Raw genomic sequence first — 26,369 nt, forward strand, 5'->3', positions numbered from 1 at the left:
TATGTTTGAAGTAAATACTGATGAAATGAATAGGATAGAAAACCTTAAAAAACTAGAAATAGAAACCAAAACTTGGGATATCGCAGTCATTGGAGGTGGTGCTTCGGGGCTTGGTGTAGCTTTGGATGCACTTTCGAGAGGGCTTTCTGTGGTATTGGTCGAAAAAGCGGATTTTGCAAAAGGCACTTCCAGTAGGAGCACAAAACTAGTTCACGGAGGAGTTCGATACTTGGCACAAGGAGATGTAATGCTTGTCTTGGAAGCGCTCAAAGAAAGGGGAAGGCTTTTACAAAATGCCCCACACCTCACCCACAACCAACCTTTTATCATACCGATCTATACATTTTTTGATCGACTTCAATACAGCATAGGATTGAAAATCTATGACTGGATGGCAGGTAGGCTTCGATTGGGAAAATCCAGATTTATTTCAAAAGCAGAAACACTCAGCAGGCTTCCACAGATCAAACAAGATGGTCTCAAGGGAGGCGTGGTCTATCACGACGGTCAGTTTGACGATGCGAGATTGGCTTTGAGCATTGCCATCACCTGCAATGAAATGGGGGGCAATATGCTCAATTATACCAAAGTCAATGCTTTGGTCAAAAACCAGAAAGGAAAGATTACTGGGATTCAGGTCAGGGATTTGATCGGTAAGAAAAACTATAAAATCAAGGCAAGGATGGTGGTCAATGCAACAGGGGTATTCGCAGACAAAATCCTTCAACTCGACCAGCCAGATGCACCGAAAAGTATTCAACCTAGCCAGGGAATCCATCTGGTTTTGGACAAATCTTTTCTTGGTGGAAATGATGCCTTGATGATCCCAAAAACTTCGGACGGACGGGTTCTTTTTGCTGTTCCGTGGCAAGACAAATTGGTAGTAGGTACTACGGACACGTTGCGTGAAAAAGCCAAACTGGAACCAGAAGCTTTGAGTAAAGAGATAGATTTTGTGCTGGAAACAGCCGCTGCTTACATGGTGAAAACACCCACCAAAGCGGATGTCCTTTCTGTCTATGCGGGACTAAGACCACTTGCAGCACCTAAAGAAGGAAGTACCAAAACCAAAGAGATTTCCCGTTCCCACAAGGTAATCGTCTCTGAAAGTGGCTTGACTTCCATCACAGGCGGCAAATGGACGACATTCCGAAAAATGGGAGAAGACACTGTGGAAAAATTCACCACAGTAACCGGAGAAAACATCAAACCAAGTGCTTCAGCAAATATTCATTACCGAGGCTATACCACTGCTCCGCAAAAAGGACACTGGCAAGGCTACGGGGCAGATGCAGCCACTATCCAAAAGATGATTGAAGAAAACCCCCAATTTAGCAACTTGTTGCACCCATCCTATCCCTATACCGAAGCAGAAGTGGTCTGGGCTGTAAAAAATGAAATGGCAATGAAAGTAGAAGATCTTCTCGCCAGAAGGATTAGGATTCTCTTTCTCGATGCCAAAGCCGCTATCGCAATGGCACCTAAAGTTGCAGAAATCATGGCAAGAGAACTCAAAATGGACGAAACATGGATAGAACAAGCAATCACCGATTTCGAAAAAACAGCAAATAAATATATATTGAAATAGATCCGCCACTGCGGACAAGTTATTGATTGATATTCTTGGATATTGTAGATATTGGAAGTGAAATAAGCCTATGGCGAAATATTACTGGCGTGAAATAAATGGAAATATGCCTTTGGCTTTTGCAGACAAGTCTGGCGAAATATTATTGAGATATGGCTTCTCAGAAATAATAGCTGTTGATCAAAAGTATTTCCGCAATATATCAACTTTATTTCCATTGTATTTCAATCTTATTTCTACAATATTTCTATTATATCTCAAACCTATTCCCAACTATAATTCAACAAATAACCAAATACCTAATTAACCATTAACCCAAAGAAAATGTCCCAATATATTTTAGCACTTGACCAAGGCACTACAAGTTCACGAGCCATTATATTTGACAAGAAAGGTCAGATAGTGTCTGTGGCACAGAAAGACTTTAAGCAACATTTCCCAAAATCCGGATGGGTGGAGCATGATCCGCAGGAAATCTGGACCAGCCAGTCAGCTGTAATGATTGAATCATTGGCAAATGAAGATATCAAAGCAAATCAGATTGCCGGAATCGGTATCACCAACCAAAGGGAGACCACCATCGTGTGGGACAGAGAAACAGGAAAACCGCTTTACAACGCAATAGTATGGCAAGACAGAAGGACATCCGCTTACTGTGATGAATTGAAGGAAGCAGGGAAAGCCGAGCCGATCGCTTCAAAAACAGGGTTAATCTTAGATGCCTACTTTTCGGCTACCAAAATCAAATGGATTCTTGATAATATAGAAGGCGCAAGAGCGAAAGCAAAAAATGGAGAATTGGCTTTTGGGACAATAGACACATGGTTGGTATGGAAACTCACTGGAGGTGAAAACCACCTAACCGACATTTCCAATGCCAGTAGAACGATGCTTTTCAATATCCATGAAAAGCAATGGGACAAAGAATTGCTGGAACTGTTTGACATCCCAGAATCCATGCTCCCTGAAGTCAAATCAAGTTCAGAAATCTACTGCAAGACATCCGGTGATATTTTATCCGTCAAAATCCCAATCGCCGGAATTGCCGGAGACCAGCAGGCAGCACTTTTCGGACAACTTTGTACCCAGTCAGGCATGGCCAAGACAACCTATGGCACAGGATGTTTTTTGGTAATGAACACAGGAGAAAAGCCTGTAAAATCTGAGAATCGATTACTGACTACCGTGGCTTGGGAGATCAATGGAAAAGTAAATTATGCCTTGGAAGGCTCAGTATTTATTGGTGGAGCTGCCATCCAATGGCTGAGGGATGGAATTGAGTTTTTTGGAGATGCAAAAGAAAGCGAAAAACTTGCGGTCAGCCTAGAAGACAACGATGGAGTATATTTTGTCCCAGCATTATCTGGTCTCGGTGCTCCACACTGGGATCAGGATGCCAGGGGAGCGTTTTTTGGGATTACCAGGGGGACAACCATTGCCCATATGACTAGGGCTGCCCTGGAAGCCATCGCCTACCAAGTGAATGATGTCCTCAAAGCCATGGAAAAAGACAGTGGAGAACCGACAAAGGAACTGAGGGTAGATGGAGGAGCTACAGCCAACAACTTCCTGATGCAATTTCAAGCTGACATCCTCGATTGCAAAATCACCAGGCCAAAGATCATCGAAACCACTGCAATCGGCGCAGCATTTTTGGCAGGATTGGCGGTTGGATTTTGGAAAGATGAAGAAGAGCTCAAATCACTCTGGGAAGTAGATAAGAGCTTCGATCCAGAAATGGATAAGAAAAAAGTCGAGAAATATCTACATTTTTGGCATAAGGCAGTAGAAAGATCTAAAAACTGGGTAGAATAATGGATGTATTTGTAGCAGAATTTGTAGGCACCTCCCTTTTGCTAGCCATGGGCTCGGGAGTAGTTGCCAATGTGGTCTTGAACAAGACCAAAGGACAAAATGGAGGATGGATTGTCATCACCACTGCATGGGCATTGGGCGTATTTATAGGAGTAGTGGTCGCTGGTCCACACAGTGGCGCGCACCTCAATCCGGCTGTCAGTATTGCTCTGGCAATCACAGGAGATTTCCCTTGGAGAGATGTTCCCAAGTATGTATTGGCACAAGTTCTTGGAGCTATGTTTGGATCGGGAATCGCTTGGCTGGTCTACAAAGACCATTTCGATGCCACAGATGACCCAGGCTTGAAATTCGCTCCATTTGCAACAGCACCAGCCATCAGGAACCTTTCCTCCAACCTGATCTCTGAGATTGTTGGCACCTCAGTATTGATTATTGTGATACTCTATTCTACAGAGCCCATTTTGCAAGATGGGAACAATACTCCTATAGGCTTAGGCTCACTTGGCGCATTGCCAGTGGCTTTTTTGGTATGGGTGATAGGCTTATCCTTGGGAGGAACTACCGGCTATGCGATCAATCCTGCTCGTGACCTAGGACCAAGGATCATGCACCAGATCCTCCCGATCAAAGGCAAAGGCAGAAGTGACTGGGCATACAGCTGGGTACCGATACTAGGTCCGATCATAGGGGCTTCTTTGGCCGCCGGGATCTATCTCTTGCTCGGAGTCGGTGGGATGGTTTAATCGAAATGCCCCTGAGCCTGTCCCGAATCGGGATTGAGCTGATGAACGCTGATTTTTATCCGTGCCAATCAGCTAAATCTGCATCATCAGTGTTCTATTGCGTACTGAATCAATACGTGACAGTTTGATATCAATGAGCGCTGACCTATCTTATCAACCAGATATTACCAAATTGCAATTATCGCTAAGATTTTCATACGTTATGAAAATTATAATATTTTATGCAAATAAGGAATTGGATTCCAAGATTACATAAAATGACGAAAAGAAACCTGCAAGAATAAGGCTTTGGCATTATTTGGACGACATCCTTTTTTTTTGCAATAATATAATAGGCTTAAGACGATCAAGAAAGAGAAGAAATCCAAATCAGAAACTGGAAAGCAATAGAATAAAAAAACTCTTCCAAAGTTTAAAACTTTGGAAGAGTTAGACTCTTAATATATAACTACGTGATTATCTATCAAATCAACTAAATGAAAGCTACGGATAACCATCATAAGTTAGAAGATGTCATTTGAACTCCGTTGTCTATTGACAGTCGACACTTGTGCCGTGGCGTAGTTGACTACTTCAATATTTCTCTCGATATCACCAGCTTCTGAATCTCAGAAGTACCTTCACCAATGGTACAAAGCTTAGAGTCTCTATAATATTTCTCCACAGGATAATCCTTTGTAAACCCATAACCACCAAAAATCTGGACTGCTTCATTGGAAACAGCAACACAAACCTCTGAGGCAAATAGTTTTGCCTTGGCTCCTGCCAAAGTCACTTTTTCTCCTCTGTTTTTGAGATCCGCAGCCTTGAAAGTCAACAACTTGGCAGCCTCCACCTGAGTGGCCATATCTGCCAACTTAAAAGAAATGCCCTGAAACTTACTGATCGGCTGATTGAACTGCTGCCTCTCTTTGGAATACTGAATTGATGCTTCCAATGCACCTTCTGCTATTCCCAATGACAAGGCTGCAATAGAAATCCTTCCTCCATCCAAGATCTTCATAGATTGGATGAAGCCTGCACCCACCTCTCCAAGGATTTGATCCTTGTGGATTCTGCAATCTTCAAAAATCATCTCAGCAGTCTCCGAAGCACGCATGCCGAGCTTGTCTTCTTTCCTGCCTCCCTTAAATCCAGGTGTACCTCTTTCCACTACAAAAGCCGTCATCCCGTGGGAATCACCTACTTCTCCTGTCCTTGCTATCACGACTGCCACATCACCAGATACTCCATGTGTGATAAAGTTCTTCGCTCCATTGATTACATAATAATCCCCATCTTCGACAGCCACAGTACGCATATTGCCTGCATCTGACCCCGTATTCGGCTCAGTCAATCCCCAAGCACCCAAATACTCGCAGGTGGCGAGTTTTGGCAAATATTTCTTTTTCTGCTCTTCATTCCCAAACATCATGATGTGGCCTGAGCAAAGTGAGTTGTGAGCTGCCATAGATAACCCGATGGATGGATCCAACTTAGACAATTCCAAAATAGCTGTGACATATTCAAAGTATCCAAAACCAGCCCCACCATATTCGGTAGGAACCAATACACCCATCAAACCAAGTTCTCCTAGCTTTTTGAATACTTCGATTGGGAAATACTGTTTATCATCCCATTCTTTTCTGAATGGGGTAATCTCTTTTGCTCCAAAATCCCTAATCATCTGGGCGATCATCGCCTGATTTTCATTGAGCTCAAAATTCATCATAATATCAAGTTATTTATTTGGGTTATATTTTCCTCTAATATAGAAACTTCCTTCCAAACCATAAGTTCGAAATCACTCCTTAAAACCTATCATTCTGCATATATTTCCCTAAAAACCAAAAGAATAAATCCTCACAAAGTCCATATTGAAAAACTCTATTCCATATCCTTTCCAAAACTCAAAATATAAATTTTAAAATTGAAGAAGTGTAATTTACATAACCAATTGATTTCAAGCCAAAAACACATCCACAAACTCAAACTTCTGCCCATCAAAAAGCCCTTTATCACTCAACTTCAGATCGGGAATAACCAAAAGTGCCATAAAACTCAAAGTCATAAATGGAGACTGGAGTTTGGATCCCATAGACTTTGTCATCTGATCGATTTTCGTATAGGCTTCTGCCACCTTATAGCCATCTTCTGTTGACATGATTCCACCAACCGGAAGCGCGAGCACCATTTCCTTTTCCCCATCAACCGTTGAGACCCCTCCCTTTTCTTGGATCAAGAGATTTACAGCTTTGGTGATGGCGTCATCATCCACCCCAACAGCAATGATATTATGCGAATCATGCCCGACTGATGAAGCTATTGCCCCAGATTTGATCCCGAAATTTTTGATGAATGCTACTGCTGGTGGTGCATCTTCATAGCGGTTGACTACCGTGATTTTCAGAATGTCTTCGGCTACATTGGAATTGGCAAATCCACCCACCACCTTGATTGCCCCATGAATCTCAGGTGTGATCAATTGCCCATCCAAGGCTTCTATCACCCTCACTCCTGCACTATCTGCTTTGATCCGAAAATCAACACTTGTCTTCAAGGAAGTCCGAAAGTTGTTGATGACTTTATTTTCCACCCTACCAATCAAGGTCTTTCCATCCTTTGCGACAAGTTCACCATTGATATAGGTAGCCTTTATTCTGAATTCTTCCATGTCTTCCGAAAGGATAAAATCAGCAGCATCCCCTACACGGAGCATGCCAACTTCCAACCGGTAATGCTCAATCGGAGTAATGCATGCTGCCCTCAAAACATCAAAAACATTTTTCCCCTTCTTCAATGCCCTTGCCACCAGTTCATTGATATGCGAAACAGCCAAGTTGTCCGGATGTTTGTCATCCGAGCAAAACATAATCATCCCCGGATACTGATCAATCAAATCGATCAAAGCCTCAAAATTCTTGGCAGCACTCCCCTCCCTGATGGCTATTTTCATCCCCAACTGGAGTTTGTCCAACGCCTCTTCTTTGGTAAAACACTCGTGGTCTGTCGTGATGCCAGCCGATGCATATTTTGCAGCAACTTCCCCCTTCAATCCAGGGGCGTGTCCATCTACAGGTTTCCCATACTTTTTAGCCAAGGCTATCTTTTCCATAACCTGGGGATCCCTGTTCACAGTACCCGGCCAATTCATCATTTCTGCCAAGTATACTATCTCTTTTCTCTCAAGAAGTTTATTGATATCAGCTGCAGTAATTTCCCCGCCTGCCGTCTCAAAAGGCGTGGCAGGCACACAGGAAGGTGCACCAAAGTAAAACTTAAAAGGCACTTTTCTTCCATTGTCGATCATATAATCCACACCCTCCATCCCGCAGACATTGGCTATCTCATGCGGATCTGATATAGTGGCTACCGTACCATGTACCACAGCCAACCTCGCAAACTCAGAGGGCACCAACATGGAAGATTCTACATGCACATGTGCATCTATGAACCCCGGCAACATATATGGAAGCCTATCATTGTGTTGGATCTTACGGATAGAAACGATCTTTCCATTACCAATTTTGACTTCAGCCGAGAAAACTTTCCTGTTTTCTATATCAACCAGCTGCCCTTCAACACTAAAACAATCCATCATATTAGCTTTTTAAATTATTAGATTTAAAACTACTATATTTGCACCTGAAAAGAAAAGCGCAAGACAAATTTAGTAAATGAGTAAAATCGTAATTGCAATAGATGGATTTTCGGGATGCGGAAAAAGTTCCACTGCCAAAGCGGTTGCCAAGGCATTGGGTTACACTTACATAGATTCTGGCGCAATGTACAGAGCTGCTACACTTCACTTTTTGAACAACCGCACAGTACTGACCAACCCCAAAGACGTTGAGAAATCTTTGGGCAGTATGGAGGTCGGCTTTCAAATCAATCCCAATAACGGGAAACAAGAAGCATACCTCAACGGTCTGAATGTTGAGGATGAGATTCGGACCATGCGTGTCTCTGATTATGTAAGCGAGGTAAGCAAAATCAAAGAAGTCCGACAGGAATTGGTGTCGCAGCAGCAAAAGCTGGGCAAGAAAAAAGGGGTGGTCATGGATGGAAGGGATATTGGGACTGTAGTGTTCCCGGATGCCGAACTCAAGGTTTTTATGACGGCAGACCTCAGCATAAGAGCTGAAAGACGTCAAAAGGAGATATTGGAAAAAGGTGACTTGGTGGAAATCCAAAAAATCATCGACAACCTGGACGAGCGGGACAAGACCGACTCATCAAGAAAAGAAAGTCCATTGAAAAAAGCAGAAGATGCTGTAGAGATAGACACTAGTTTCTTGGAATTTGAAGATCAAGTAGATCGTATTGTATCACTTGCGAAAGAAAAAATTGGCTAATAATCAATTTGAATTATGAAAGTTACCATAGATAAGAACTCAGGATATTGCTTTGGGGTAGAATTCGCCATCAAAATGGCGGAAGATGAGATGGAAGTGTCCGACCAGCTTTACTGTTTGGGGGACATAGTCCACAATGACATGGAGGTCAAGAGACTGAGTGAAAAAGGATTGGTAGTGATCGACAGAGAGAAACTTCAGGAGCTGAACAATTGCAAGGTTTTGATCCGTGCGCATGGTGAACCACCGGAAACCTACAAAACAGCAATTGAAAACAACATAGAATTGATCGATGCTTCTTGTCCTGTGGTATTGAAACTACAGCACAGGGTCAAGACGGCTTTTGACAAAATGGAAAAGGAAAAAGGGCAGATTATCATCTATGGCAAAAAAGGCCATGCAGAGGTAATCGGACTGACCGGCCAAACACTTGAAAAAGCAATCGTCGTCATGGACGACAAGGATTTGGACAAGATAGATTACACCAAACCGGTCACGCTATTCAGCCAAACCACCAAAAGCACGAAAGGCTTTTATGAATTGAAAGAGAAAATCGAAAACAGGATCAGAGAGGCAAAAGGGATCCTGAAAGAAGTTGATTTCAATGCCAATGATTCCATTTGCCGCCAAGTATCCAACAGAGAGCCACAACTGTTGAATTTTTCCAGGGAAAATGATGTGATTATTTTTGTATCAGGCAAAAAGAGCTCAAATGGAAAAGCACTCTACCAAGTATGTAAAGGCGAGAACCCCAGAAGTTATTTTGTGGAAAACGAAACAGAGATAGACCCATTGTGGTTCAGTGTAGAAGATAAGGTTGGTATTTGTGGAGCAACCTCGACCCCTATGTGGTTGATGGAACAAGTAATGCACCACATCAACACCTTGGAAGCAAACCTTGAATTTGAAAACAATTAAAATTGAAAGACGAGTAGTAAGTATGTCATTTAGCAAGAAGGTGATAAATAATACCGAAATTATCTTCTAATAACTGATGTATTTTATTAGATTTGAGGCGTTTTTCAAAAGACCATACAGTTCATAAAAATATGTCAAAACTAGTTAAGCTTAAGAAGGGATTCGACATTAAGCTCGCTGGAAAAGCTGAAAAAAAGCTTGTAGAATTCCAGCCAGCCAAAACCTTTGCTATCAAACCTACAGACTTCATTGGTTTACAAAGACCAAAAGTCACTGTAAATGAAGGCGATATCGTAAAGGCTGGAACTCCGATTTTATTCGACAAAGCATTGGATCAAGTTCAATATGTCGCACCGGTATCTGGTGAAATCGTTGAGATCAAAAGAGGTGAAAAGAGAAAATTGTTAGAGATCAAAATCCTTGCAGATAACGAAATCAGCTACGAGAGTTTTGATAAATTCACCGAATCCTCCATCAAAGCCCTGTCCAAGGAAGACGCTATAGCCAACCTTACCAAGAGTGGTGTTTGGCCTCAGTTGATCCAGAGACCATTTGGTATCGTTGCCAATCCTGCCGACAAGCCTAAGGCGATATTCATATCTGGTTTTGATTCACATCCATTGGCACCGGACTATGCGGTTACCTTGAAAGGTGAGGAAAAATACTTCCAGGTAGGTATTGACATCTTGAAAAAGCTAACCGATGGAACAGTTCATTTGAATCTAAACGCAGATGCAGAAGTACCTTCGGTATTCGCAAATGTTCAGAATGCACAAATCAACAAGTTCTCAGGTCCACACCCATCTGGTAACGTAGGAGTTCAGATCCATCACATCGATGCCATCAACAAAGGCGAGGTAGCTTGGACTATCAGCCCATATGGTGTAGCCCAGATTGGCAAACTTTTCCTTGAGGGCAAATATGACGCTTCAAAAGTAATTGCAATTACCGGCTCAAGAGCCAAAACAGCTGCATATACCAAAACATTTTTAGGTGCTTGTGTAGACACCATGGTCAACGGAAATCTTCAGGCAGATGAGAAATCAGATATAGCCCCAGAGACACGCGTGGTTTCTGGAAATGTCTTGACTGGTGAGAAGATCAACAAAGATGGATATTTGGGTTACTACAGCAACCAACTTACTTTGTTGCCTGAAGGTGAATATCATGAGTTCCTAGGCTGGATGAAGCCAACTGCCGACAAGCTAAGCTTTCACAGGGCATTGGGTCTACTTTCATTCTTGAAACCAAACAAAGAGTTTGTTTTGGACACCAACGTCAGAGGCGAAGAAAGAGCATTTGTCCAGACCGGAGTATTCGAAAGTGTAACCCCAATGGATATTCTTCCTGTTTACCTGTTGAAAGCCATCATGGCTGAGGACTTTGATGAGATGGAAGAATTGGGAATTTACGAAATCGTGGAAGAAGACTTGGCACTTTGCGAGTTTGTGGATGTTTCCAAACACCCAGTACAGGAATTAGTTAGAAAAGGAATAGATTTAATTCAATACAGTTAATCAATATGAAGTTTCTAAGAGATCTGTTGGATAAGCAGAAACCCCTTTTTCATAAAGGAGGAAAATTAGAGAGTCTTTATTATGCATTTGAGGCAGGCGAGACGTTTTTGTTTTCGCCAAACCATACGAATGGGATAAAGGGTGCTCAAGTAAAAGACGCCATTGACTTGAAGAGGATGATGATCACAGTTGTGATTGCAATGATCCCTTGTTTGTTGTTTGGTATTTATAATACAGGACATCAACACTTCTTGGCTACAGGGCAAACAGCAGGATTGTGGGATGATTTCGCAGACAAAGCAATTTTAGGACTTACATTGGTTTTACCGATTGTCATCGTTGCCTATGCGGCAGGTGGTTTGGTAGAAGCTGCATTTGCAGTGATCAGGAAGCACCCAATCAACGAAGGCTTCTTGGTGACAGGGATGTTGATTCCATTGGTAGTCCCTGCTACTATGCCTTTATGGCAAGTGGCATTGGCTACTATATTTGCCGTAGTGATTGCAAAAGAGGTATTTGGTGGAACGGGGATGAATATCCTAAACGTAGCCATGACTGCAAGGGCATTCTTGTACTTCGCATATCCTGCACAGATTTCAGGTGATCAGGTTTGGACATATTTGGGAGATAAAGCTCCAGTAGATGGTTTTTCGGGAGCTACAGCATTGGCAGTAGCTTATAATGCAGGGGTCGAAGGAGAAACAGTCAATGCAGCACTGTCCTCTCACAACAGTGATTTGGGTGCTGGCCTTTATGAATTCGCCAATTTATTTATGGGATGGATTCCAGGTTCGATTGGAGAAACCTCAACCTTGATGGCATTGATCGGTGCGTTGATTTTGGTTGCTACTGGTGTAGCCAGTTGGAAAATCATCGTAAGTGGATTTGCAGGTGCATATATCATGGGCTTTATCATGAACCTTTTTGCGGTGAATGAATATATGGCAATGGGTCCGGAATACCACTGGGTAATGGGAGGCTTGGCTTTCGGTATTGTGTTTATGGCAACCGATCCAGTATCTGCTGCCCAAACAGAAACCGGGAAATGGATATATGGATTATTGATCGGTTTCTTAACAGTGATCATCAGGGTAACCAATCCAGCCTATCCAGAAGGAATTATGCTAGCTGTTCTATTTATGAACGTCTTTGCGCCATTGATTGATTATTATGTAGTAAAAGCAAACAAGAAAAGGAGGTTACAACGTGCAACAGTCTAACGCTTATATCATCACTTTCTCAGTAATCCTAACAGTTGTATTGGGACTATTGCTATCAGGAACTTCCCAAGTACTAGGGCCTATCCAAAAAAAGGCAGAAGACTTGGACAACAAAAAGCAAATTCTTGGTGCAGTCATGGCGCCTGAAGAATTGAAAGTAATGAGTCCTGAAGAGATATTGGAATATTACGAGGCTAGAATTGCCTCAAAGGTAGTTGACATAGAAGGCAATGAAGTAGAAAAAGATTCGGATGGAAATGCCATAGTTGCTGAAACAGTAAATGTTGGCAAAAACTATAAAAAATCTCCGGAAGACAGATTGTACCCGATTTTCATATACCATGAAGAAGGAAATGAAGACGCCGTCGATTCTTATATCCTTCCTGTATATGGTGCTGGTCTTTGGGATGAAATCTGGGGCTATTTGGCGCTTCAGACAGACTTGAATACTGTGGAAGGGGTTACATTCTCACATAAAGGGGAAACTCCTGGATTGGGAGCAAGAATCACGGAAAACAGCGTACAGGCCAGGTATCAAGGAAAGAAGATTTTTGATGAAGGAGGTGACTTACAAGCTGTCATCATGCAAAAGGGAGAAGGGAAAGACTATTCTGGTGAAGAGCACAAGGTAGATGGACTCTCTGGAGCTACCATTACGGCCAATGGAGTGAATGCCATGTTGAGAAACTATATCGGCCACTACCAATCCTACATCGAAAAGAAAAAGTCAGGCAACTCTACTGACGTAGCAGAATTAAATTGATTTTGAACGTTTCAATCTTTATATAATGAGTACAGAAACAGCACAAGCAGAAGTAAAAAAGTCCTCCGAGGCACTTCTGTCCAAAAGAAGAAAAAAATTAATATCTGACCCTCTTGTAGATGACAACCCAATCACCATACAGGTACTGGGGATATGCTCTGCATTGGCAGTGACTACACAGATGCAGCCTACTTTGGTAATGGCCATCTCGGTAATCTTTGTAATTGTCATGGCAAACTTGACAATCTCTTTATTGAGAAACACAATTCCATCCAGGGTAAGGATTATCGTTCAACTTGCAGTAGTTGCCACCTTGGTGACTTTGGTAAATGAAGTCTTGAAAGCATTCGCATATGATATGTACAAAGAGCTTTCCGTATTTGTTGGCTTGATCATTACCAACTGTATCGTAATGGGTCGTTTGGAGGCATTTGCTTTGGGCAACAAACCTTATGATGCAATCCTTGATGGGTTCGGTAGCGCATTGGGTTATTCTTGGATCATCTTGGCCGTAGCTTTCTTTAGAGAGCTGTTGGGTTCGGGATCCGTATTTGGAGTAGCCATTTATGATCCTATCTCTGGTTTGTTTGGTGAAAACTTTAGCTTGGCTACCAATGGTTTGATGGTGTCTCCTGTGGGTGCATTTATCATACTTGGATTGATCATTTGGGTACAGCGTACCAAAACCGGATATGTTGAACATTAATAAATAAAGAGACATGGAATTATTTAATTTAGCTATACGATCAATATTTATTGACAACATGGTATTTGCCTACTTCCTTGGAATGTGTTCATTCCTGGCGGTATCCAAAAAGGTAAGTACTGCATTGGGCCTTGGCGCAGCTGTAATCTTCGTTTTGACAGTAACAGTTCCTGTCAACTGGCTTTTGAATGAATTTGTATTGAAAGAAGGTGCATTGTCTTGGGCTGGTGAAACATTCGCTACCATTGACCTTTCGTTCTTGAGGTTTATCATGTTCATCGCTATCATAGCAGCCATGGTCCAGTTGGTGGAGATGGTAGTAGAGAAGTTTGCCCCAGCGCTGTATGGTGCTTTGGGTATCTTCCTTCCATTGATCGCTGTGAACTGTGCGATTCTTGGGGGATCCCTTTTTATGGCTCAGAGAGATTATACTTTGGCTGAATCAGCGGTATATGGCTTCGGGTCTGGTACAGGTTTCTTCTTGGCAATCATCGCCTTGGCAGCCATCAGGGAAAAACTCAAATACTCAAATGTGCCCAACGGTCTAAAAGGTCTTGGTATCACCATGCTCCTTACCGGATTGATGGGAATTGCATTTATGTCATTTATGGGAATTGACTTATAAGATCATCCGCATTGATATTAATTGATTAAATCAACAACTTAAATCTAGCGGATAATCGTCAACTACGCCACGGCGTACGAGTGTCAACAGATGACGGTCAACAAAAGGTAAAGATTGATTCCAACGGCCTTATGTGAAGGAAGTAAACAATCATTACAATTAATATCCCTTTAACATTTTAAAGAAAGCCTCAGAGAAATCTGGGGCTTTTTTGTAGTTTTATGCACTGAAAACTAATTCAAGATGGCATTTACATATAAGAGATTTATCACGTACTTTTTCAGGGGATTGCTTTTTGTAGTTCCCTTTGCATTGACGGTTTATGTCATTGTCCTGACTATCAACTTCCTTGATGGCATCATCCCAATTCCTGTCCCTGGATTAGGTATTCTTATTATGCTTGGTTTTATCACATTTGTGGGATATTTGGCAAGTTTGTTTATTACCAAGCCTTTGTTTGACTTGTTTGAAAAATGGGTGTTTAAGATCCCCTTGATCAATATCGTCTACACCAGTATCAAAGATCTGATGTCGGCATTTGTCGGAGACAAGAAAAAATTCAATATCCCGGTCATCGTCAAACTTTCCGAAGGCATGTCCAGATTGGGATTTATCACCCAGGATGACTTGAGTATTCTGGAAGAAGAAGGATTGGTTGCGATATATTTTCCGCACAGCTATAACTTCTCCGGCAACCTCTACCTTGTCCCAAGGGAAAATGTACGGATTCTCAACAATGTCAAAAGTTCGGATGTGATGAAGTTTATCGTATCGGGTGGGGTTTCGAATTTGGAGAGGGTGTAGATTCTAAATCATATCAAGGTTAGTCAGAAACAAAAAAAGCCGCCAAGACTATTGTCTCAGCGGCTTTTTCGATGTAATTGAAAGGGTATTCCTTATAACTGTGCATCAAGTTTCTGTGCCAATATAGACTTTGGAGCTGCCCCCACTTGCTTATCTACAACCTGGCCACCTTTGAAAAACAAAAGGGTTGGGATACTTCTGATACCAAACTGAGCTGCTACTGCCGGGTTGGCATCTACATCGACTTTACCAACTACTGCCTTACCGTCATAATCTCCCGCCAACTCCTCGACAACAGGGCCGATCATCTTACAAGGTCCGCACCACTCAGCCCAAAAATCCACAAGGATAGGCTGATCTGACTTCATGATTTCTTCAAAATTTGAATCGGTAATTTCAATTGCTTTTGCCATTTTTATATAAGTTATGTTAATCCTTAATTTTCAAATATACTACAAAAGTATTTTAGATATTAATTAGTTCCTTTTGTATCAAAATAATTGACCACAGTCCTATTTTCAACCTGACTGACTACAGAAACAGTTTCTTATCGGCAATGTACTCCTCGACCTTCTCGGGAAGTAGGTAACGGACAGAATGACCCGATTGGATCGCCTGACGGATAAATGTAGCTGAAATATCCATCAATGGAGCCGCCACAAACTTGACATTGGGATGCTTGTAGTTGGGATTGAGACCTGGGCGTGGGTATACATAAAGTCCATATCGCTCAAGGATAAGTCCATGATTTTTCCACTTATGGAAATGGTTCAGGTTATCACCTCCTATCACAAGCTTGAAATCATGTTGGGGGTAACTTTCAGACAGATAGATCAGTGTATCGATGGTAAAACTAGGCCTAGGCATGTGAAACTCCACATCCGTAGCCTTAAAATGAAAATGATCGGCAATGGCGAGCTCTACCATCTTAAGCCGATCAAATTCGTGTAAAAGAGATTTCTGTGTCTTGAAAGGATTCTGGGGACTGACCACAAACCACACTTCGTCCAGATCAGTCTGATCCTGCATCACATTGGCTATGATCAAATGGCCAAGGTGAATAGGATTAAAAGATCCGAAAAATAAACCGATTTTCAAAATTTATTTTGCTAAGAATTGTCCTACCAGTGATTCCGCTTCAGCAAAGGATTTTTGCATATCATCGTTGACAATGGTCACGTCAAATTTGTTTTCAAAGCCCATTTCGAACTTTGCCTTGAATAGCCTACGGGATAGGCTCTCCTCCGATTCGGTGCCCCTGTCTTTTAGCCTTTCGGTAAGTACATCCAAAGAAGGTACCTTTACGAAAATTGCCAAAGCCTTGTCTCCAAAATATTTCTTTAGATTCAGGCCACCTTTGACGTCTACATCAAATATTACATGCTGACCGGAATCCCAAATACGCTGGATTTCCTCTTTGAGTGTACCGTAGAAATTCCCTGCATACACTTCTTCCCACTCTATAAATGAATCTTGATCTATTTTGGACTTGAACTCGTCTGGGCTCAAAAAGTAGTAATCTTTGCCGTTTTCTTCTTCCCTTCCACGCTTGTCTCTTGTACATGCAGAAATAGAAAAACCTAAATTGGGAAATTTTCCGATCAAATGCCTGACAATCGTCGTCTTGCCTGAACCTGATGGTGCCGAAAAAATAATCGCTTTACCTGATGTCATATCCCTTATTTTATCTCTTCGATTTTTTGACGGATATTTTCCACGAGCTGGGAGGGCACTTCATGCTTCGTGCACTTGGTCTTGAGAACCTCCTTGATGGCCTGTTCCAAGTGATAGTGTTCAAAGCACGGTTGGCACTTGGCGAGCTTTGACTTCAGTACTTCTTGCGAATCAGGATTCTCATTCCCATCCAGAATACTTTCCAGCAACTGAAAGCATTTGCTCACATCAGAACACTGTAGTTTCCTTTCTCCTGTTCCTTCTAAATTATTCTCCATTTTAATCTCAATCTAGGGTAATCTTTGTTTCTTATTCTTCTATGTTACTTGATATTATTCCTCTTCATCAGTCTTGTAACCCATGTTTTGGGCATAAGAACGCAACTTCTCTTTCAATAAGTTCCTGGCTCTATGCAGCCTAGACCTAACTGTGCCGATCGGAATATCCAAAATCTTCGCCATCTCTTCATAGGTAAACCCTTCCAAGTCACATAGGATTATCACCGTACGGAAATCTACGGCAAGGCTATTGAGTGCATTGGAAATCTCGTCACCGAGCATATCTTTCACCGAATCCACCCTCAAATCTGAGGTGATACCATAGTCAACATCATCTGAGTTGTAATAAGTTTCAACTTCCTGATAATCAACTTTTGCAGGCTGCTTACTTTTCTTTCTATAATCGTTGATAAAACTGTTCTTCAATATCCTGAACAACCAAGCCTTAGCATTGGTCCCCTGCTCAAAGGAATTGATAAAGCGATAAGCCTTCAGATAAGTATCCTGTACCAAATCCTTGGCGTCATCCTCATCGAAGGTCAATCTGTACCCAAAATTGTACATGGAATCTATGTGCGGCATAAACTCCCCATCGAAAATCCGGTTTTTCTCCTGATCGGAATATTTTTTTCTCTGTACTTCAGACATAAGGTTCAAAAGTAATCAATGAGCCAAATTATAGCTAATTTTTTTAAAGAAAGTGGTTGGCAAACCACTTTTTTGCGTAGAATCACGTTTGATGATTGATACGATATCTATATCATTTTGTTGATTTACTTTTTGATATTAAGATTGATATTGGATGCTGGAATATGCGATGCAGACCTTATCTTATGGCTATTTGCCACTCTATAAATTCCCCCAAACAATTTTTCAAACTTATTGGCCAGAATACAGGTAATCACTTAGGATATTTAGATATTTGTCAATCAAAGGTCTTTCATATCAACCAAATACCTTATATCCATCAATATCAAAAAACGAAATGTTCCCCATCAAACTTATATCCTTCCTTCCTTTAAGTATCCTATACCTTTTTTCGGATATTTTGTATTTGATTGGGTACTATGTGATTGGATATAGAAAAAAAGTAATACGGGAAAACCTTGAGCAAGCATTTCCTGAGAAGACAGGAAAAGAAAGACTCAAAATCGAGAAAGAATTTTTCAGAAACCTGACCGATTCTTTTGCCGAAATCATCAAAATGTACAGTATTTCCAAAGAGGAATTGGCAAGGAGAGTCCAGATAGAAAATGCCCATATCCCACTCGATTTGATCAAAAAAGGTGAAGTTGTCGTAGGAATGACAGGTCATTTTTTCAATTGGGAGATGCACTTGCTTCAAATGATGGCAAATGTCAGCACACAATGTGAGGTGGTTTATCTTAAAGTAAATAGCCCATTTTTTGAGAAACTGATGAAAAACATAAGGGGAAGATTTGGAGGAATGCTGGTCGAAAGGGCTGCGTTTCAAAGAGAGTATTTGAGAAACAGGGACAAACCCAGACTGATTGTCCTCGCTGCCGACCAAAGGCCTACAAACACCGAAATTCGCTATTGGGCGCCATTTATGAACCGTGAGACCGTTTTCTTTGAGGGAGCCGAAAAACTTGCCAAGCGATTTGGGCACACAGTGATTTATTCTGATGTCCGCAAGCCAAAACGAGGGCATTACATCTTTACCTATAGCCTCATGGACATGCCTCCCTATGACCAAGCTGCCGAACACAGCATTACCGACGAGTTTATCCGACGTACCGAGCAGACCATCCGCCACAGTCCGAGCCTATACCTTTGGAGCCACAACCGCTGGAAAGTCAGTCGACCTATAGAACACTGATGACGCTGATGCAGCTGATTTTCACTGATTACAATTTTCATCTGTGACTATCCGCTCAATCCGTGTCATCCGTGGTCCATCCCCTATCTATTTGAAAATATTTTCCTCTTGAATTCAGGCTTTTTCCCAAAATTCAATAAAAGCCCAATCTCAAGATCCGTTGCTTTCAAGTAGTTTATCAATTGATATTCATGTTCTTTGCACAAGCTTTCAGCCGCTTTTATTTCAACAATAACTATTTCATTGACAATCAAATCTGCAAAATAATCACCAACTTCATTTTCTTCATAATAGACCTTAATTCTTTTTTGCCTTTCTACAAACAGCCCCTTAGACCTAAGCTCAATTAACAAGGCATTTTCATATACCTTTTCAAGAAACCCGAAGCCAAGAGTGTTATAGACCTTAAAATAAGCTTGGATGACCTGCTCCGTAAGACCTTGATGCAAAAATTCCATATTTCAATTTAATGATTCTAGGCCTAGAAAAAGTATAGATTAACAGTTAAAAAACATTTATTTCAACAGACATAAGCAATCCCATTTCCTGAGAGATACCGAACACTGATGACGCTGATGAGCTGATTTTCACTGATTACAATTTTCAACTGTGACTATCCGTTCAATCCGTGTCATCGTGGTCTATCCCATCCGTGACTATCTGCATAATCCGTGACACCTGCGTTCCATTAAAGCCAAAAAATCCATTAACTTTGAAGCTTGTAGAATGGATAGATTAACAATGGATTACCTCAAAGGACTCAACCCTCCACAAAAAGAAGCTGTAGAACACACTGATGGTCCTGTGATGATCATCGCAGGTGCAGGATCGGGCAAAACCCGAGTCCTCACTTACCGCATCGCCCACCTTATTCATGCCAAAGGTGTAGACCCTTTCAATATTCTTTCCCTGACCTTTACCAATAAGGCCGCTGCCGAGATGAAAAACAGGATAGAAAGACTGATTGGTTTGGAAGCAAGAAATACCTGGATGGGGACTTTTCACTCTACCTTTGCCAAAATCCTTCGTGTAGAAGCCGAGAAACTGGGCTATCCTTCCAATTTTACCATTTATGATTCTGACGATAGCAAGTCACTGATCCGTTCCATAGTACGGGAGATGAAGCTGGACGACAAGGTTTACAAAGCAAACACAGTCCTTTCCAGAATCTCGGGAGCCAAAAACAGGCTGATCTCTTGGGAAACTTATCTCACCGACCCAAACATCAGGGCGGATGATGATGCCGCCATGAAGCCGCGCATGGGTGAAATATACAAAACTTACCAAAAACGCCTTTTCAAATCATCAGCCATGGATTTTGATGATTTGCTATTCAACACCAACGTACTATTCAGAGATCATTTGGATGTGCTGAACAAATACCAACACCGCTTCAAGTATGTGATGGTAGATGAGTTTCAGGACACAAACCTTTCACAATACCTCATCACCAAAAAACTTGCAGCCGTTCACCAAAACATCTGTGTAGTCGGTGATGATGCCCAGAGTATCTACGCCTTCCGTGGCGCCGATATCCAGAATATTCTAAATTTTGAAAAGGACTATCCAGAACTTTTCGTAGTCAAGCTGGAACAGAATTACCGATCTACCAAAAACATCGTGCAGGCTGCCAACAGTATCATCGCCAAAAACAAAGCACAGCTCAAAAAGAATGTCTGGACACAAAACGGTGAAGGCGACATGATCGAGCTCATCAAGGCAAGTTCCGACAATGAAGAGGGACGAATAGTGGCCACAACTATTTTTGAAGAGAAAAACAACAAGAAACTAAGCAATAGTGATTTTGCCATCCTCTACCGGACCAATTCCCAGTCCAGATCCATGGAGGAAGCCTTGCGAAAAATGAACATCACCTACAAAATCGTGGGGGGACTGTCATTTTACCAACGAAAAGAGATCAAAGACTTGATGGCGTACATGCGCTTTGTGGTCAATAGGGACGACGAAGAAGCTTTCAAAAGGATCATCAATTACCCAAAAAGGGGGATTGGGGATACCACAGTTGAGAAAATGCTTGTGGCAGCCTATGAACATGACATCCCACTGTGGGAAGTGATGCTCAATGCCAACAGCTTCCTGTCAGGAAGAGCATCCAATGCTGTGGAAGATTTCACGACCATGATCAAAAGTTTCAGTATAGAAGTGGAGCGTAAGGATGCTTTTGAAGCCGCTACATCCATCTCCAAGCAATCTGGATTGCTTAGGGATCTCTATGAAGATAAAACAATCGAAGGGCTTAACCGTTATGAAAACGTCCAAGAATTGCTCAATGCAATCAAGGAGTATGTGGACAACCCTGAAAACGAAGACAAATCCTTGGGGGCATTCCTACAGGAAATCGCACTCCTTACAGATAACGACAGAGATAAAGACACCTCTGATTCCGTGACTTTGATGAGTATTCATGCATCCAAAGGGCTTGAGTTTAGGCAGGTATTTGTAGTGGGAATGGAAGAAGATCTTTTTCCTTCCCAAATGATGATGCAAAGCAGGGAGGATCTGGAGGAAGAGCGTCGATTGTTCTATGTTGCATCTACCCGTGCCATGGAAAAACTATACTTAAGCTACGCACTCACCCGCTACCGATATGGCCGATTGCTCAACTGCGAGCCAAGCAGGTTTCTGGAAGAAGTCGATCCAGCTTGCATTCGTGTCAACAAACGGATGACAGCATCACCTGCGGGAGCATTAAGAAATGAAGGTAGTGAAGGTAGAAATGGGTTTATAGGCATTAAGAAAAACCCATCCATGCGCCCACAGACAACTGCAAAAGTCCATACACCCAGCCCTGATTTCAAACCATCCAACACCAACAATCTTGGCGAAGGCATGAAAGTAGAGCATCCGAAATTCGGTTTTGGCAAGGTTTTGAAGATAGAAGTCGAGGGAATCAATAAAAAAGCGACCATACAATTCGATAATTTTGGAGAAAAGACTTTATTACTTAGCTTTGCGAAGCTTCGAATAATGGAATAGTTGGTTTTTTATCAAAAATTGTCATTAATTCTGTGAGAATCGTTGTTTCTGGGTTTACAGCTTTGAAATCAAATACGGGATCCTAAAGAGCAAACAGATGAATAACAGAGGTTTGTATTGCGGATTAAATTGCTAAAAGCATAAAAATAAGTCAGGCCAGATATTGTGAGATTTTTTGTAACTTCATCACGGTATTATGAATGGCACTGATCATGAATAATTTAGAAGAAAATAAACATAATCTCATTTTGAAAGAATACGGAAAAAATATCCAAAGACTAGTCATGCATGTAGCTGGTATCGAGGATCGTGAAAGACGCACACAAAGCGCCTACACACTTGTGGAAATCATCAAACAGCTCAACCCAACGCTTAAGTTGGAAAGTGACCAAAAACTTTGGGACGACTTGTATATCATGTCGGATTTCACTTTGGAAGTGGACGGTCCCTATCCTATGCCAGAGAAGGAATTGCTTGGCAAAAAACCCCTTCCGATTGGCTATCCAATAGGTGAAGTGAAATTCAAGCATTATGGAAGAAACATTGAAAAACTGATCGAAAAAGCTGTTGAAATCGAAGATGATGAGGAGCAGGAAGCTGCGATCATCTACATCGGCCAATTGATGAGAAGTTTTCACTCTACGTGGAACAGGGATAATTTTGATGACCAGATCATATTGGATGATATCAAAACCCTCTCCAAAAACAAGCTTCATATCGATTTGGAAAAAGTAAAGGAAATGGGTCTTTTCGAAACCAACACAAGAAGAGATTTCAAAATCCCTATCGAAGCTGAAAACTCCGGAAGCAACCGCAGAAACTTCAGCGGCAACAATAGAAGAAGAAACAACAACGGCGCTCACTCCAAAAAACGTAGATAAATGTCCTCATTCAGAGTAAAAGGTGGATTAAAACTTAAAGGTGAAATCACACCCCAAGGAGCAAAAAACGAAGCGCTTCAAATTCTTTGCGCAGTATTACTTTCCCCGGAAAAAATCACCATCAATAAAATCCCAAACATCCGCGACGTCAATAAACTGATTGAATTGCTTGCAGACATGGGAGTGAAAGTAGAAAAAATCGGTCCTGAATCCTATACCTTCCAGGCAGACAAGATTGACCTGAAATATTTGGATACTGAGGATTTTCTGAAGAAGGCTTCCTCTCTCAGGGGATCAGTGATGATCTTGGGGCCACTTTTGGCAAGGTTTGGTACAGGCAGGCTATCAAAGCCGGGAGGGGATAAGATTGGCAGAAGAAGGATGGACACCCATTTTACCGGTTTCCAGAAACTTGGGGCTGAGTTCCGATATGACAACAAAAGGGAAATCTATCATATTGATGGCAAAAACCTCAAAGGCGCATACATGCTTCTAGATGAAGCTTCTGTAACAGGAACAGCGAACATCGTCATGGCAGCTGTCTTGGCAGAAGGAAAAACCACCATTTACAATGCCGCATGCGAGCCATACCTCCAACAACTTTGTGAAATGCTCAACAGAATGGGGGCGAAAATCACAGGTATCGGTTCGAATCTATTGAATATAGAGGGAGTCAAATCGCTGAAAGGGACTGAACATACATTGCTTCCCGACATGATTGAGATTGGATCATTTATCGGCCTTGCCGCTATGACGCAATCTGAAATCACCATCAAAGATGCCCAAATCCACAGGCTTGGGATCATTCCCGACACTTTCAGAAGAATGGGGATCAATTTGGAATTCAGAGGAGATGACATTCACATCCCCGCACAGAAACATTATGAAATCGACACATTTATAGATGGATCCATCCTGACAGTTGCAGATGCTATCTGGCCAGGTTTTACACCCGATTTGTTGAGTATAATATTGGTGACTGCGACACAAGCCAAAGGGACTGTCTTGGTTCACCAAAAAATGTTCGAAAGCCGTCTTTTCTTTGTGGATAAACTGATTGATATGGGTGCACAGATCATTCTTTGCGATCCGCATAGAGCTACGGTAATAGGTTTGGACAGAAAATATCCATTGAGGGGCATTAGAATGACTTCCCCAGACATCAGAGCTGGCGTGGCGTTATTGATTGCTGCACTATCTGCAGAAGGCACTTCTATCATAGACAATATTGAACAAATCGATCGTGGATACCAATACATTGATCAGCGATTGAATGCCTTGGGAGCAGATATTGTGAGGATTGATTAAGATGAAAATGATATAACTTGATATCAAGATATTAGTAAATTAAAGAAACCACCAGCATTTATTTGTTGGTGGTTCTTTTTTTAACTGTAGAATCGATTAAATTGTAGTTTCATTTCACATATCTTCCTCAGTATGAAACTACAAACACTATTGATTCCCGCTCTCTTCTACGTAGGTATTATCGCTTGCTCCACACCAAAAGAAGAGCTTAACACGCCTCAAAAAGTTGCCCAAGCTTATGGATTTGACAATTTTCAAAAAGTAAATTCCATAGCCTACACCTGGAATGTTCAAGCTGGAGATGTAGTTCGGACCAGGGATTGGAGGTGGAATATCCAAGATCGAACAGTCTATTTCGCAGATGCCGATACGAGTTACACATACAGCCTTGATCTTCCCCAAGAAGAATTGCCGAAGGCTGATGCTGGTTTTATCAATGACAAGTATTGGTTGATGTATCCATTCCAACTGATGTGGGATTCTGGTTATACCTATGAGGAGACGCATGATGTGCCTGCCCCAATCTCGAGAGAGAACACTACTAAACTGAGTATTGTGTACAACAATGAAGATGGCTATACCCCAGGAGATGCCTATGATTTGTACTTGGATGAATCATATATGATCAAAGAGTGGGTTTTCAGAAAAGGAAATGGAGCAGAAGGCAGGACCTTCACCTGGGAAGCTGAGCAAAAATTCAACGGAGTCACTTTTGCAACTGAGCATTACAATGCTGAAGGGATGAAACTTATCTGGTTTACAAACATTGAAATCAAGTAATCTGATTATCCACAACATTGTCACTAGAGGAATAAATAAGCCATAATCAGGCCGTCCAACTGTCAACAGGTTGGATAGATTACCTGTCTGGGACATTTATTAAGGCTACTGGCAAGAATGCTTATATACCAATCAATTTAATTATGAAGAAGCTAATTACTTTCCTTGTACTTTCGATTTCTTTTCAAATTTCGGCCCAACATCTCAGCAAAGTAGAGCAAAAACTTGTTGATGCAATTGACAAAAATTACAACGAGACTGTCAAGCTGTTGGAAGAAACCGTCAATATCAATTCTGGCACATTCAACCTTGAAGGGGTCAGGGAAGTTGCCAAAATATATGAGAGGGAATTTGCCAAAATTGGATTCCAGACAGAATGGATCACTTTACCGGATTCACTTCAGAGGGCAGGGCATTTTGTTGCCACCAAAAAAGGAAGCAAGGGCAAAAAGCTCTTCTTCATCGGTCATTTGGATACTGTTTTTGAGAAAGACATGCCTTTCTATCCATTCACCATATTGGATAAAAACACTGCCAAAGGCCAAGGGGTGAATGATATGAAAGGTGGTAATGCGATGATATTTGCGACATTGAAAGCATTGCATGAATTGGGGTTATTGGAAGACCGTACCATTACCGTCTATTTCACAGGAGATGAGGAAAATTCCGGCAAACCAAGCTGGGTAAGCAGATTGGATTTTATAGAAAGAGCCAAGCAGCATGATATTGCATTGGCTTATGAAACTGCGCAAGGTTTCAATATAGCTACCGTAGCAAGAAGAGGTGCTTCGGGATGGACTTTGAAAACAACTGGCAAGCAAGTTCACTCCTCAGGTGTTTTCAAGGAAAATGTCGGCTATGGGGCAATCTATGAGGCTGCCAGAATCCTCAATGAATTCAGGATAGAACTTGCAGATGAGCAATACCTTACTTTCAATCCCGGACAAATTGTCGGGGGATCTGATGTGGTTTATGACCCAATCAGCGGAAAGGGAGAAGCCTTGGGCAAAACCAACATTGTATCTAGAGAAGCATTTGTGACAGGTGATTTGAGGTTTTTGGGAGAGCAACAAAAAGAAACTGCGCGAGAAAAAATGAAAAACATTGTTTCTCAAAACCTGAATGGTACTACGGCTGAAATTGAATTTGAAGATGGTATCCCCTCAATGCCTCCTACTGATGGAAATATGGCACTGGTAGACATTCTTAACAAAGTAAGCATAGACATGGGATTCGGTGAAGTAAAAGCAGGAGATCCTGGCTCAAGGGGAGCAGGAGACATTTCTTATGTTGCTGATTATTTGGATTGCATTGACGGAATTGGGGCTTCGGGAACCGGGGCACATTCGCCAGCAGAAACCATCAATATGGAAGAATATCCTGATTTGATCAAAAGAAGTACTTTGTTTGTTAATCGGTTATTGAAGTAGTTTAAAACAAGTTGTGTTTTTTTTGAAATCATCTCCTAAAAATATGATTGTCTGGACTACTGTTATTGGTTATCAGTCGATAAGTTATCAATACGTCAATGATATTGAATATAACAACCCGCTCGTCTAAGAACAAGAAACATGA

25 protein-coding genes are annotated in these 26,369 nt (G+C 41.7%); 17 read left to right on the forward strand and 8 right to left on the reverse strand.

Annotation, left to right across the window (positions count from 1 at the left end; translation table 11 throughout):
• Window positions 1–25 precede the first annotated feature (25 nt).
• The 3 genes from ACFSKL_RS12335 (at window position 26) to ACFSKL_RS12345 (ending at window position 4,149) form a co-directional block, all read left to right on the forward strand.
• Window positions 26–1,588 carry a glycerol-3-phosphate dehydrogenase/oxidase gene (locus ACFSKL_RS12335; protein ID WP_376886521.1) on the forward strand — a complete coding sequence of 521 codons (1,563 nt, stop codon included), beginning with the start codon at window positions 26–28 and terminating at the stop codon, window positions 1,586–1,588.
• A gap of 324 nt (window positions 1,589–1,912) precedes the next feature.
• Window positions 1,913–3,403: a glycerol kinase GlpK gene (gene glpK / locus ACFSKL_RS12340; RefSeq protein WP_376886522.1), complete on the forward strand. Its 1,491-nt coding sequence runs from the start codon at window positions 1,913–1,915 to the stop codon at window positions 3,401–3,403.
• A complete protein-coding gene (locus ACFSKL_RS12345; protein WP_376886523.1) occupies window positions 3,403–4,149 on the forward strand; it encodes an MIP/aquaporin family protein in 747 nt (248 codons plus the stop codon). The genes glpK and ACFSKL_RS12345 overlap by 1 nt, the downstream gene beginning before the upstream one ends.
• A 568-nt stretch (window positions 4,150–4,717) precedes the next feature.
• Here the strand turns inward: ACFSKL_RS12345 and ACFSKL_RS12350 are convergent.
• Together ACFSKL_RS12350 and ade are read right to left on the reverse strand one after the other, a co-directional pair.
• Window positions 4,718–5,857 carry an acyl-CoA dehydrogenase family protein gene (locus ACFSKL_RS12350; RefSeq protein WP_376886886.1) on the reverse strand — a complete coding sequence of 380 codons (1,140 nt, stop codon included), beginning with the start codon at window positions 5,855–5,857 and terminating at the stop codon, window positions 4,718–4,720.
• 234 nt (window positions 5,858–6,091) lie between these two features.
• Complete coding sequence (ade, locus tag ACFSKL_RS12355) at window positions 6,092–7,726, reverse strand: adenine deaminase (protein WP_376886887.1); 1,635 nt, start codon at window positions 7,724–7,726, stop codon at window positions 6,092–6,094.
• Between the two features lie 79 nt (window positions 7,727–7,805).
• Between ade and cmk the strand changes: the two genes are divergently transcribed.
• The 8 genes from cmk (at window position 7,806) to ACFSKL_RS12395 (ending at window position 15,036) form a co-directional block, all read left to right on the forward strand.
• Window positions 7,806–8,483, forward strand: coding sequence for a (d)CMP kinase (gene cmk / locus ACFSKL_RS12360; protein WP_376886524.1), 678 nt, complete (start codon window positions 7,806–7,808; stop codon window positions 8,481–8,483).
• 15 nt (window positions 8,484–8,498) lie between these two features.
• On the forward strand, window positions 8,499–9,401 hold the full coding sequence (locus tag ACFSKL_RS12365; RefSeq protein WP_376886525.1) for a 4-hydroxy-3-methylbut-2-enyl diphosphate reductase: 903 nt from the start codon (window positions 8,499–8,501) through the stop codon (window positions 9,399–9,401).
• 131 nt (window positions 9,402–9,532) lie between these two features.
• The gene (locus ACFSKL_RS12370) at window positions 9,533–10,918 is read left to right on the forward strand and encodes a Na(+)-translocating NADH-quinone reductase subunit A (RefSeq protein ID WP_376886526.1); all 1,386 of its coding nucleotides are present in this window, start codon (window positions 9,533–9,535) and stop codon (window positions 10,916–10,918) included.
• 5 nt (window positions 10,919–10,923) lie between these two features.
• Window positions 10,924–12,138, forward strand: coding sequence for an NADH:ubiquinone reductase (Na(+)-transporting) subunit B (locus tag ACFSKL_RS12375; protein ID WP_376886527.1), 1,215 nt, complete (start codon window positions 10,924–10,926; stop codon window positions 12,136–12,138).
• A complete protein-coding gene (gene nqrC, locus ACFSKL_RS12380; RefSeq protein WP_376886528.1) occupies window positions 12,125–12,901 on the forward strand; it encodes an NADH:ubiquinone reductase (Na(+)-transporting) subunit C in 777 nt (258 codons plus the stop codon). Before ACFSKL_RS12375 ends, nqrC begins: the two co-directional genes overlap by 14 nt.
• Window positions 12,902–12,926: 25 nt before the next feature.
• Window positions 12,927–13,607, forward strand: coding sequence for an NADH:ubiquinone reductase (Na(+)-transporting) subunit D (locus ACFSKL_RS12385; RefSeq protein WP_376886529.1), 681 nt, complete (start codon window positions 12,927–12,929; stop codon window positions 13,605–13,607).
• A 13-nt stretch (window positions 13,608–13,620) separates the two neighbouring features.
• Window positions 13,621–14,232, forward strand: coding sequence for an NADH:ubiquinone reductase (Na(+)-transporting) subunit E (gene nqrE / locus ACFSKL_RS12390; protein ID WP_241275160.1), 612 nt, complete (start codon window positions 13,621–13,623; stop codon window positions 14,230–14,232).
• A 243-nt stretch (window positions 14,233–14,475) separates the two neighbouring features.
• The gene (locus ACFSKL_RS12395; RefSeq protein ID WP_376886530.1) at window positions 14,476–15,036 is read left to right on the forward strand and encodes a DUF502 domain-containing protein; all 561 of its coding nucleotides are present in this window, start codon (window positions 14,476–14,478) and stop codon (window positions 15,034–15,036) included.
• 92 nt (window positions 15,037–15,128) lie between these two features.
• Here ACFSKL_RS12395 and trxA read toward each other — a convergent pair whose 3' ends face one another.
• The 5 genes from trxA to ACFSKL_RS12420 form a co-directional block, all read right to left on the reverse strand.
• Entirely contained in the window at window positions 15,129–15,449 is a 321-nt protein-coding gene (trxA, locus tag ACFSKL_RS12400; RefSeq protein WP_376886531.1) for a thioredoxin, read from the reverse strand.
• A 118-nt stretch (window positions 15,450–15,567) separates the two neighbouring features.
• Window positions 15,568–16,134: a nicotinate (nicotinamide) nucleotide adenylyltransferase gene (gene nadD / locus ACFSKL_RS12405; RefSeq protein WP_376886532.1), complete on the reverse strand. Its 567-nt coding sequence runs from the start codon at window positions 16,132–16,134 to the stop codon at window positions 15,568–15,570.
• Between the two features lie 3 nt (window positions 16,135–16,137).
• Window positions 16,138–16,710 carry a guanylate kinase gene (gmk, locus tag ACFSKL_RS12410; protein WP_376886533.1) on the reverse strand — a complete coding sequence of 191 codons (573 nt, stop codon included), beginning with the start codon at window positions 16,708–16,710 and terminating at the stop codon, window positions 16,138–16,140.
• Between the two features lie 5 nt (window positions 16,711–16,715).
• Window positions 16,716–16,988, reverse strand: a complete 273-nt coding sequence (locus tag ACFSKL_RS12415) for an anti-sigma factor (protein WP_376886534.1) — start codon at window positions 16,986–16,988, stop codon at window positions 16,716–16,718.
• Between the two features lie 54 nt (window positions 16,989–17,042).
• Window positions 17,043–17,636 carry a sigma-70 family RNA polymerase sigma factor gene (locus tag ACFSKL_RS12420; RefSeq protein ID WP_376886535.1) on the reverse strand — a complete coding sequence of 198 codons (594 nt, stop codon included), beginning with the start codon at window positions 17,634–17,636 and terminating at the stop codon, window positions 17,043–17,045.
• Window positions 17,637–17,973: 337 nt separating this feature from the next.
• On the opposite strand from ACFSKL_RS12420, the gene ACFSKL_RS12425 reads away from it, so the two are divergent.
• Window positions 17,974–18,828: a lysophospholipid acyltransferase family protein gene (locus ACFSKL_RS12425; RefSeq protein WP_376886536.1), complete on the forward strand. Its 855-nt coding sequence runs from the start codon at window positions 17,974–17,976 to the stop codon at window positions 18,826–18,828.
• Window positions 18,829–18,911: 83 nt separating this feature from the next.
• Here ACFSKL_RS12425 and ACFSKL_RS12430 read toward each other — a convergent pair whose 3' ends face one another.
• The gene (locus tag ACFSKL_RS12430) at window positions 18,912–19,286 is read right to left on the reverse strand and encodes a GxxExxY protein (RefSeq protein ID WP_376886537.1); all 375 of its coding nucleotides are present in this window, start codon (window positions 19,284–19,286) and stop codon (window positions 18,912–18,914) included.
• Between the two features lie 283 nt (window positions 19,287–19,569).
• Between ACFSKL_RS12430 and ACFSKL_RS12435 the strand changes: the two genes are divergently transcribed.
• From ACFSKL_RS12435 to ACFSKL_RS12455, 5 genes are all read left to right on the forward strand, one after another.
• Complete coding sequence (locus tag ACFSKL_RS12435) at window positions 19,570–21,825, forward strand: ATP-dependent helicase (protein ID WP_376886889.1); 2,256 nt, start codon at window positions 19,570–19,572, stop codon at window positions 21,823–21,825.
• Between the two features lie 212 nt (window positions 21,826–22,037).
• Window positions 22,038–22,706 (forward strand): DUF4290 domain-containing protein, encoded by a 669-nt coding sequence (locus ACFSKL_RS12440; protein WP_376886538.1) that lies wholly within the window; start codon window positions 22,038–22,040, stop codon window positions 22,704–22,706.
• Window positions 22,707–24,014, forward strand: a complete 1,308-nt coding sequence (gene murA, locus ACFSKL_RS12445) for a UDP-N-acetylglucosamine 1-carboxyvinyltransferase (RefSeq protein WP_376886539.1) — start codon at window positions 22,707–22,709, stop codon at window positions 24,012–24,014.
• Window positions 24,015–24,146: 132 nt separating this feature from the next.
• Complete coding sequence (locus tag ACFSKL_RS12450; RefSeq protein ID WP_376886540.1) at window positions 24,147–24,794, forward strand: hypothetical protein; 648 nt, start codon at window positions 24,147–24,149, stop codon at window positions 24,792–24,794.
• Window positions 24,795–24,937: 143 nt separating this feature from the next.
• On the forward strand, window positions 24,938–26,224 hold the full coding sequence (locus ACFSKL_RS12455; protein ID WP_376886541.1) for a M20/M25/M40 family metallo-hydrolase: 1,287 nt from the start codon (window positions 24,938–24,940) through the stop codon (window positions 26,222–26,224).
• The last annotated feature ends 145 nt before the right edge of the window (window positions 26,225–26,369 follow it).

It is taken from the genome of Belliella marina, from assembly GCF_042682445.1.
GTDB lineage: Bacteria > Bacteroidota > Bacteroidia > Cytophagales > Cyclobacteriaceae > Belliella > Belliella marina.

Bases quoted from the DNA above. Each gene is read 5' to 3' on its own strand.
- ACFSKL_RS12335 (WP_376886521.1), top strand. From the start codon at position 26: ATGAATAGGATAGAAAACCTTAAAAAACTAGAAATAGAAACCAAAACT.
- glpK (WP_376886522.1), top strand. From the start codon at position 1,913: ATGTCCCAATATATTTTAGCACTTGACCAAGGCACTACAAGTTCACGA.
- ACFSKL_RS12345 (WP_376886523.1), top strand. From the start codon at position 3,403: ATGGATGTATTTGTAGCAGAATTTGTAGGCACCTCCCTTTTGCTAGCC.
- ACFSKL_RS12350 (WP_376886886.1), bottom strand. From the start codon at position 5,857: ATGAATTTTGAGCTCAATGAAAATCAGGCGATGATCGCCCAGATGATT.
- ade (WP_376886887.1), bottom strand. From the start codon at position 7,726: ATGGATTGTTTTAGTGTTGAAGGGCAGCTGGTTGATATAGAAAACAGG.
- cmk (WP_376886524.1), top strand. From the start codon at position 7,806: ATGAGTAAAATCGTAATTGCAATAGATGGATTTTCGGGATGCGGAAAA.
- ACFSKL_RS12365 (WP_376886525.1), top strand. From the start codon at position 8,499: ATGAAAGTTACCATAGATAAGAACTCAGGATATTGCTTTGGGGTAGAA.
- ACFSKL_RS12370 (WP_376886526.1), top strand. From the start codon at position 9,533: ATGTCAAAACTAGTTAAGCTTAAGAAGGGATTCGACATTAAGCTCGCT.
- ACFSKL_RS12375 (WP_376886527.1), top strand. From the start codon at position 10,924: ATGAAGTTTCTAAGAGATCTGTTGGATAAGCAGAAACCCCTTTTTCAT.
- ACFSKL_RS12385 (WP_376886529.1), top strand. From the start codon at position 12,927: ATGAGTACAGAAACAGCACAAGCAGAAGTAAAAAAGTCCTCCGAGGCA.
- nqrE (WP_241275160.1), top strand. From the start codon at position 13,621: ATGGAATTATTTAATTTAGCTATACGATCAATATTTATTGACAACATG.
- ACFSKL_RS12395 (WP_376886530.1), top strand. From the start codon at position 14,476: ATGGCATTTACATATAAGAGATTTATCACGTACTTTTTCAGGGGATTG.
- trxA (WP_376886531.1), bottom strand. From the start codon at position 15,449: ATGGCAAAAGCAATTGAAATTACCGATTCAAATTTTGAAGAAATCATG.
- gmk (WP_376886533.1), bottom strand. From the start codon at position 16,710: ATGACATCAGGTAAAGCGATTATTTTTTCGGCACCATCAGGTTCAGGC.
- ACFSKL_RS12415 (WP_376886534.1), bottom strand. From the start codon at position 16,988: ATGGAGAATAATTTAGAAGGAACAGGAGAAAGGAAACTACAGTGTTCT.
- ACFSKL_RS12420 (WP_376886535.1), bottom strand. From the start codon at position 17,636: ATGTCTGAAGTACAGAGAAAAAAATATTCCGATCAGGAGAAAAACCGG.
- ACFSKL_RS12425 (WP_376886536.1), top strand. From the start codon at position 17,974: ATGTTCCCCATCAAACTTATATCCTTCCTTCCTTTAAGTATCCTATAC.
- ACFSKL_RS12430 (WP_376886537.1), bottom strand. From the start codon at position 19,286: ATGGAATTTTTGCATCAAGGTCTTACGGAGCAGGTCATCCAAGCTTAT.
- ACFSKL_RS12435 (WP_376886889.1), top strand. From the start codon at position 19,570: ATGGATTACCTCAAAGGACTCAACCCTCCACAAAAAGAAGCTGTAGAA.
- ACFSKL_RS12440 (WP_376886538.1), top strand. From the start codon at position 22,038: ATGAATAATTTAGAAGAAAATAAACATAATCTCATTTTGAAAGAATAC.
- murA (WP_376886539.1), top strand. From the start codon at position 22,707: ATGTCCTCATTCAGAGTAAAAGGTGGATTAAAACTTAAAGGTGAAATC.
- ACFSKL_RS12450 (WP_376886540.1), top strand. From the start codon at position 24,147: ATGAAACTACAAACACTATTGATTCCCGCTCTCTTCTACGTAGGTATT.
- ACFSKL_RS12455 (WP_376886541.1), top strand. From the start codon at position 24,938: ATGAAGAAGCTAATTACTTTCCTTGTACTTTCGATTTCTTTTCAAATT.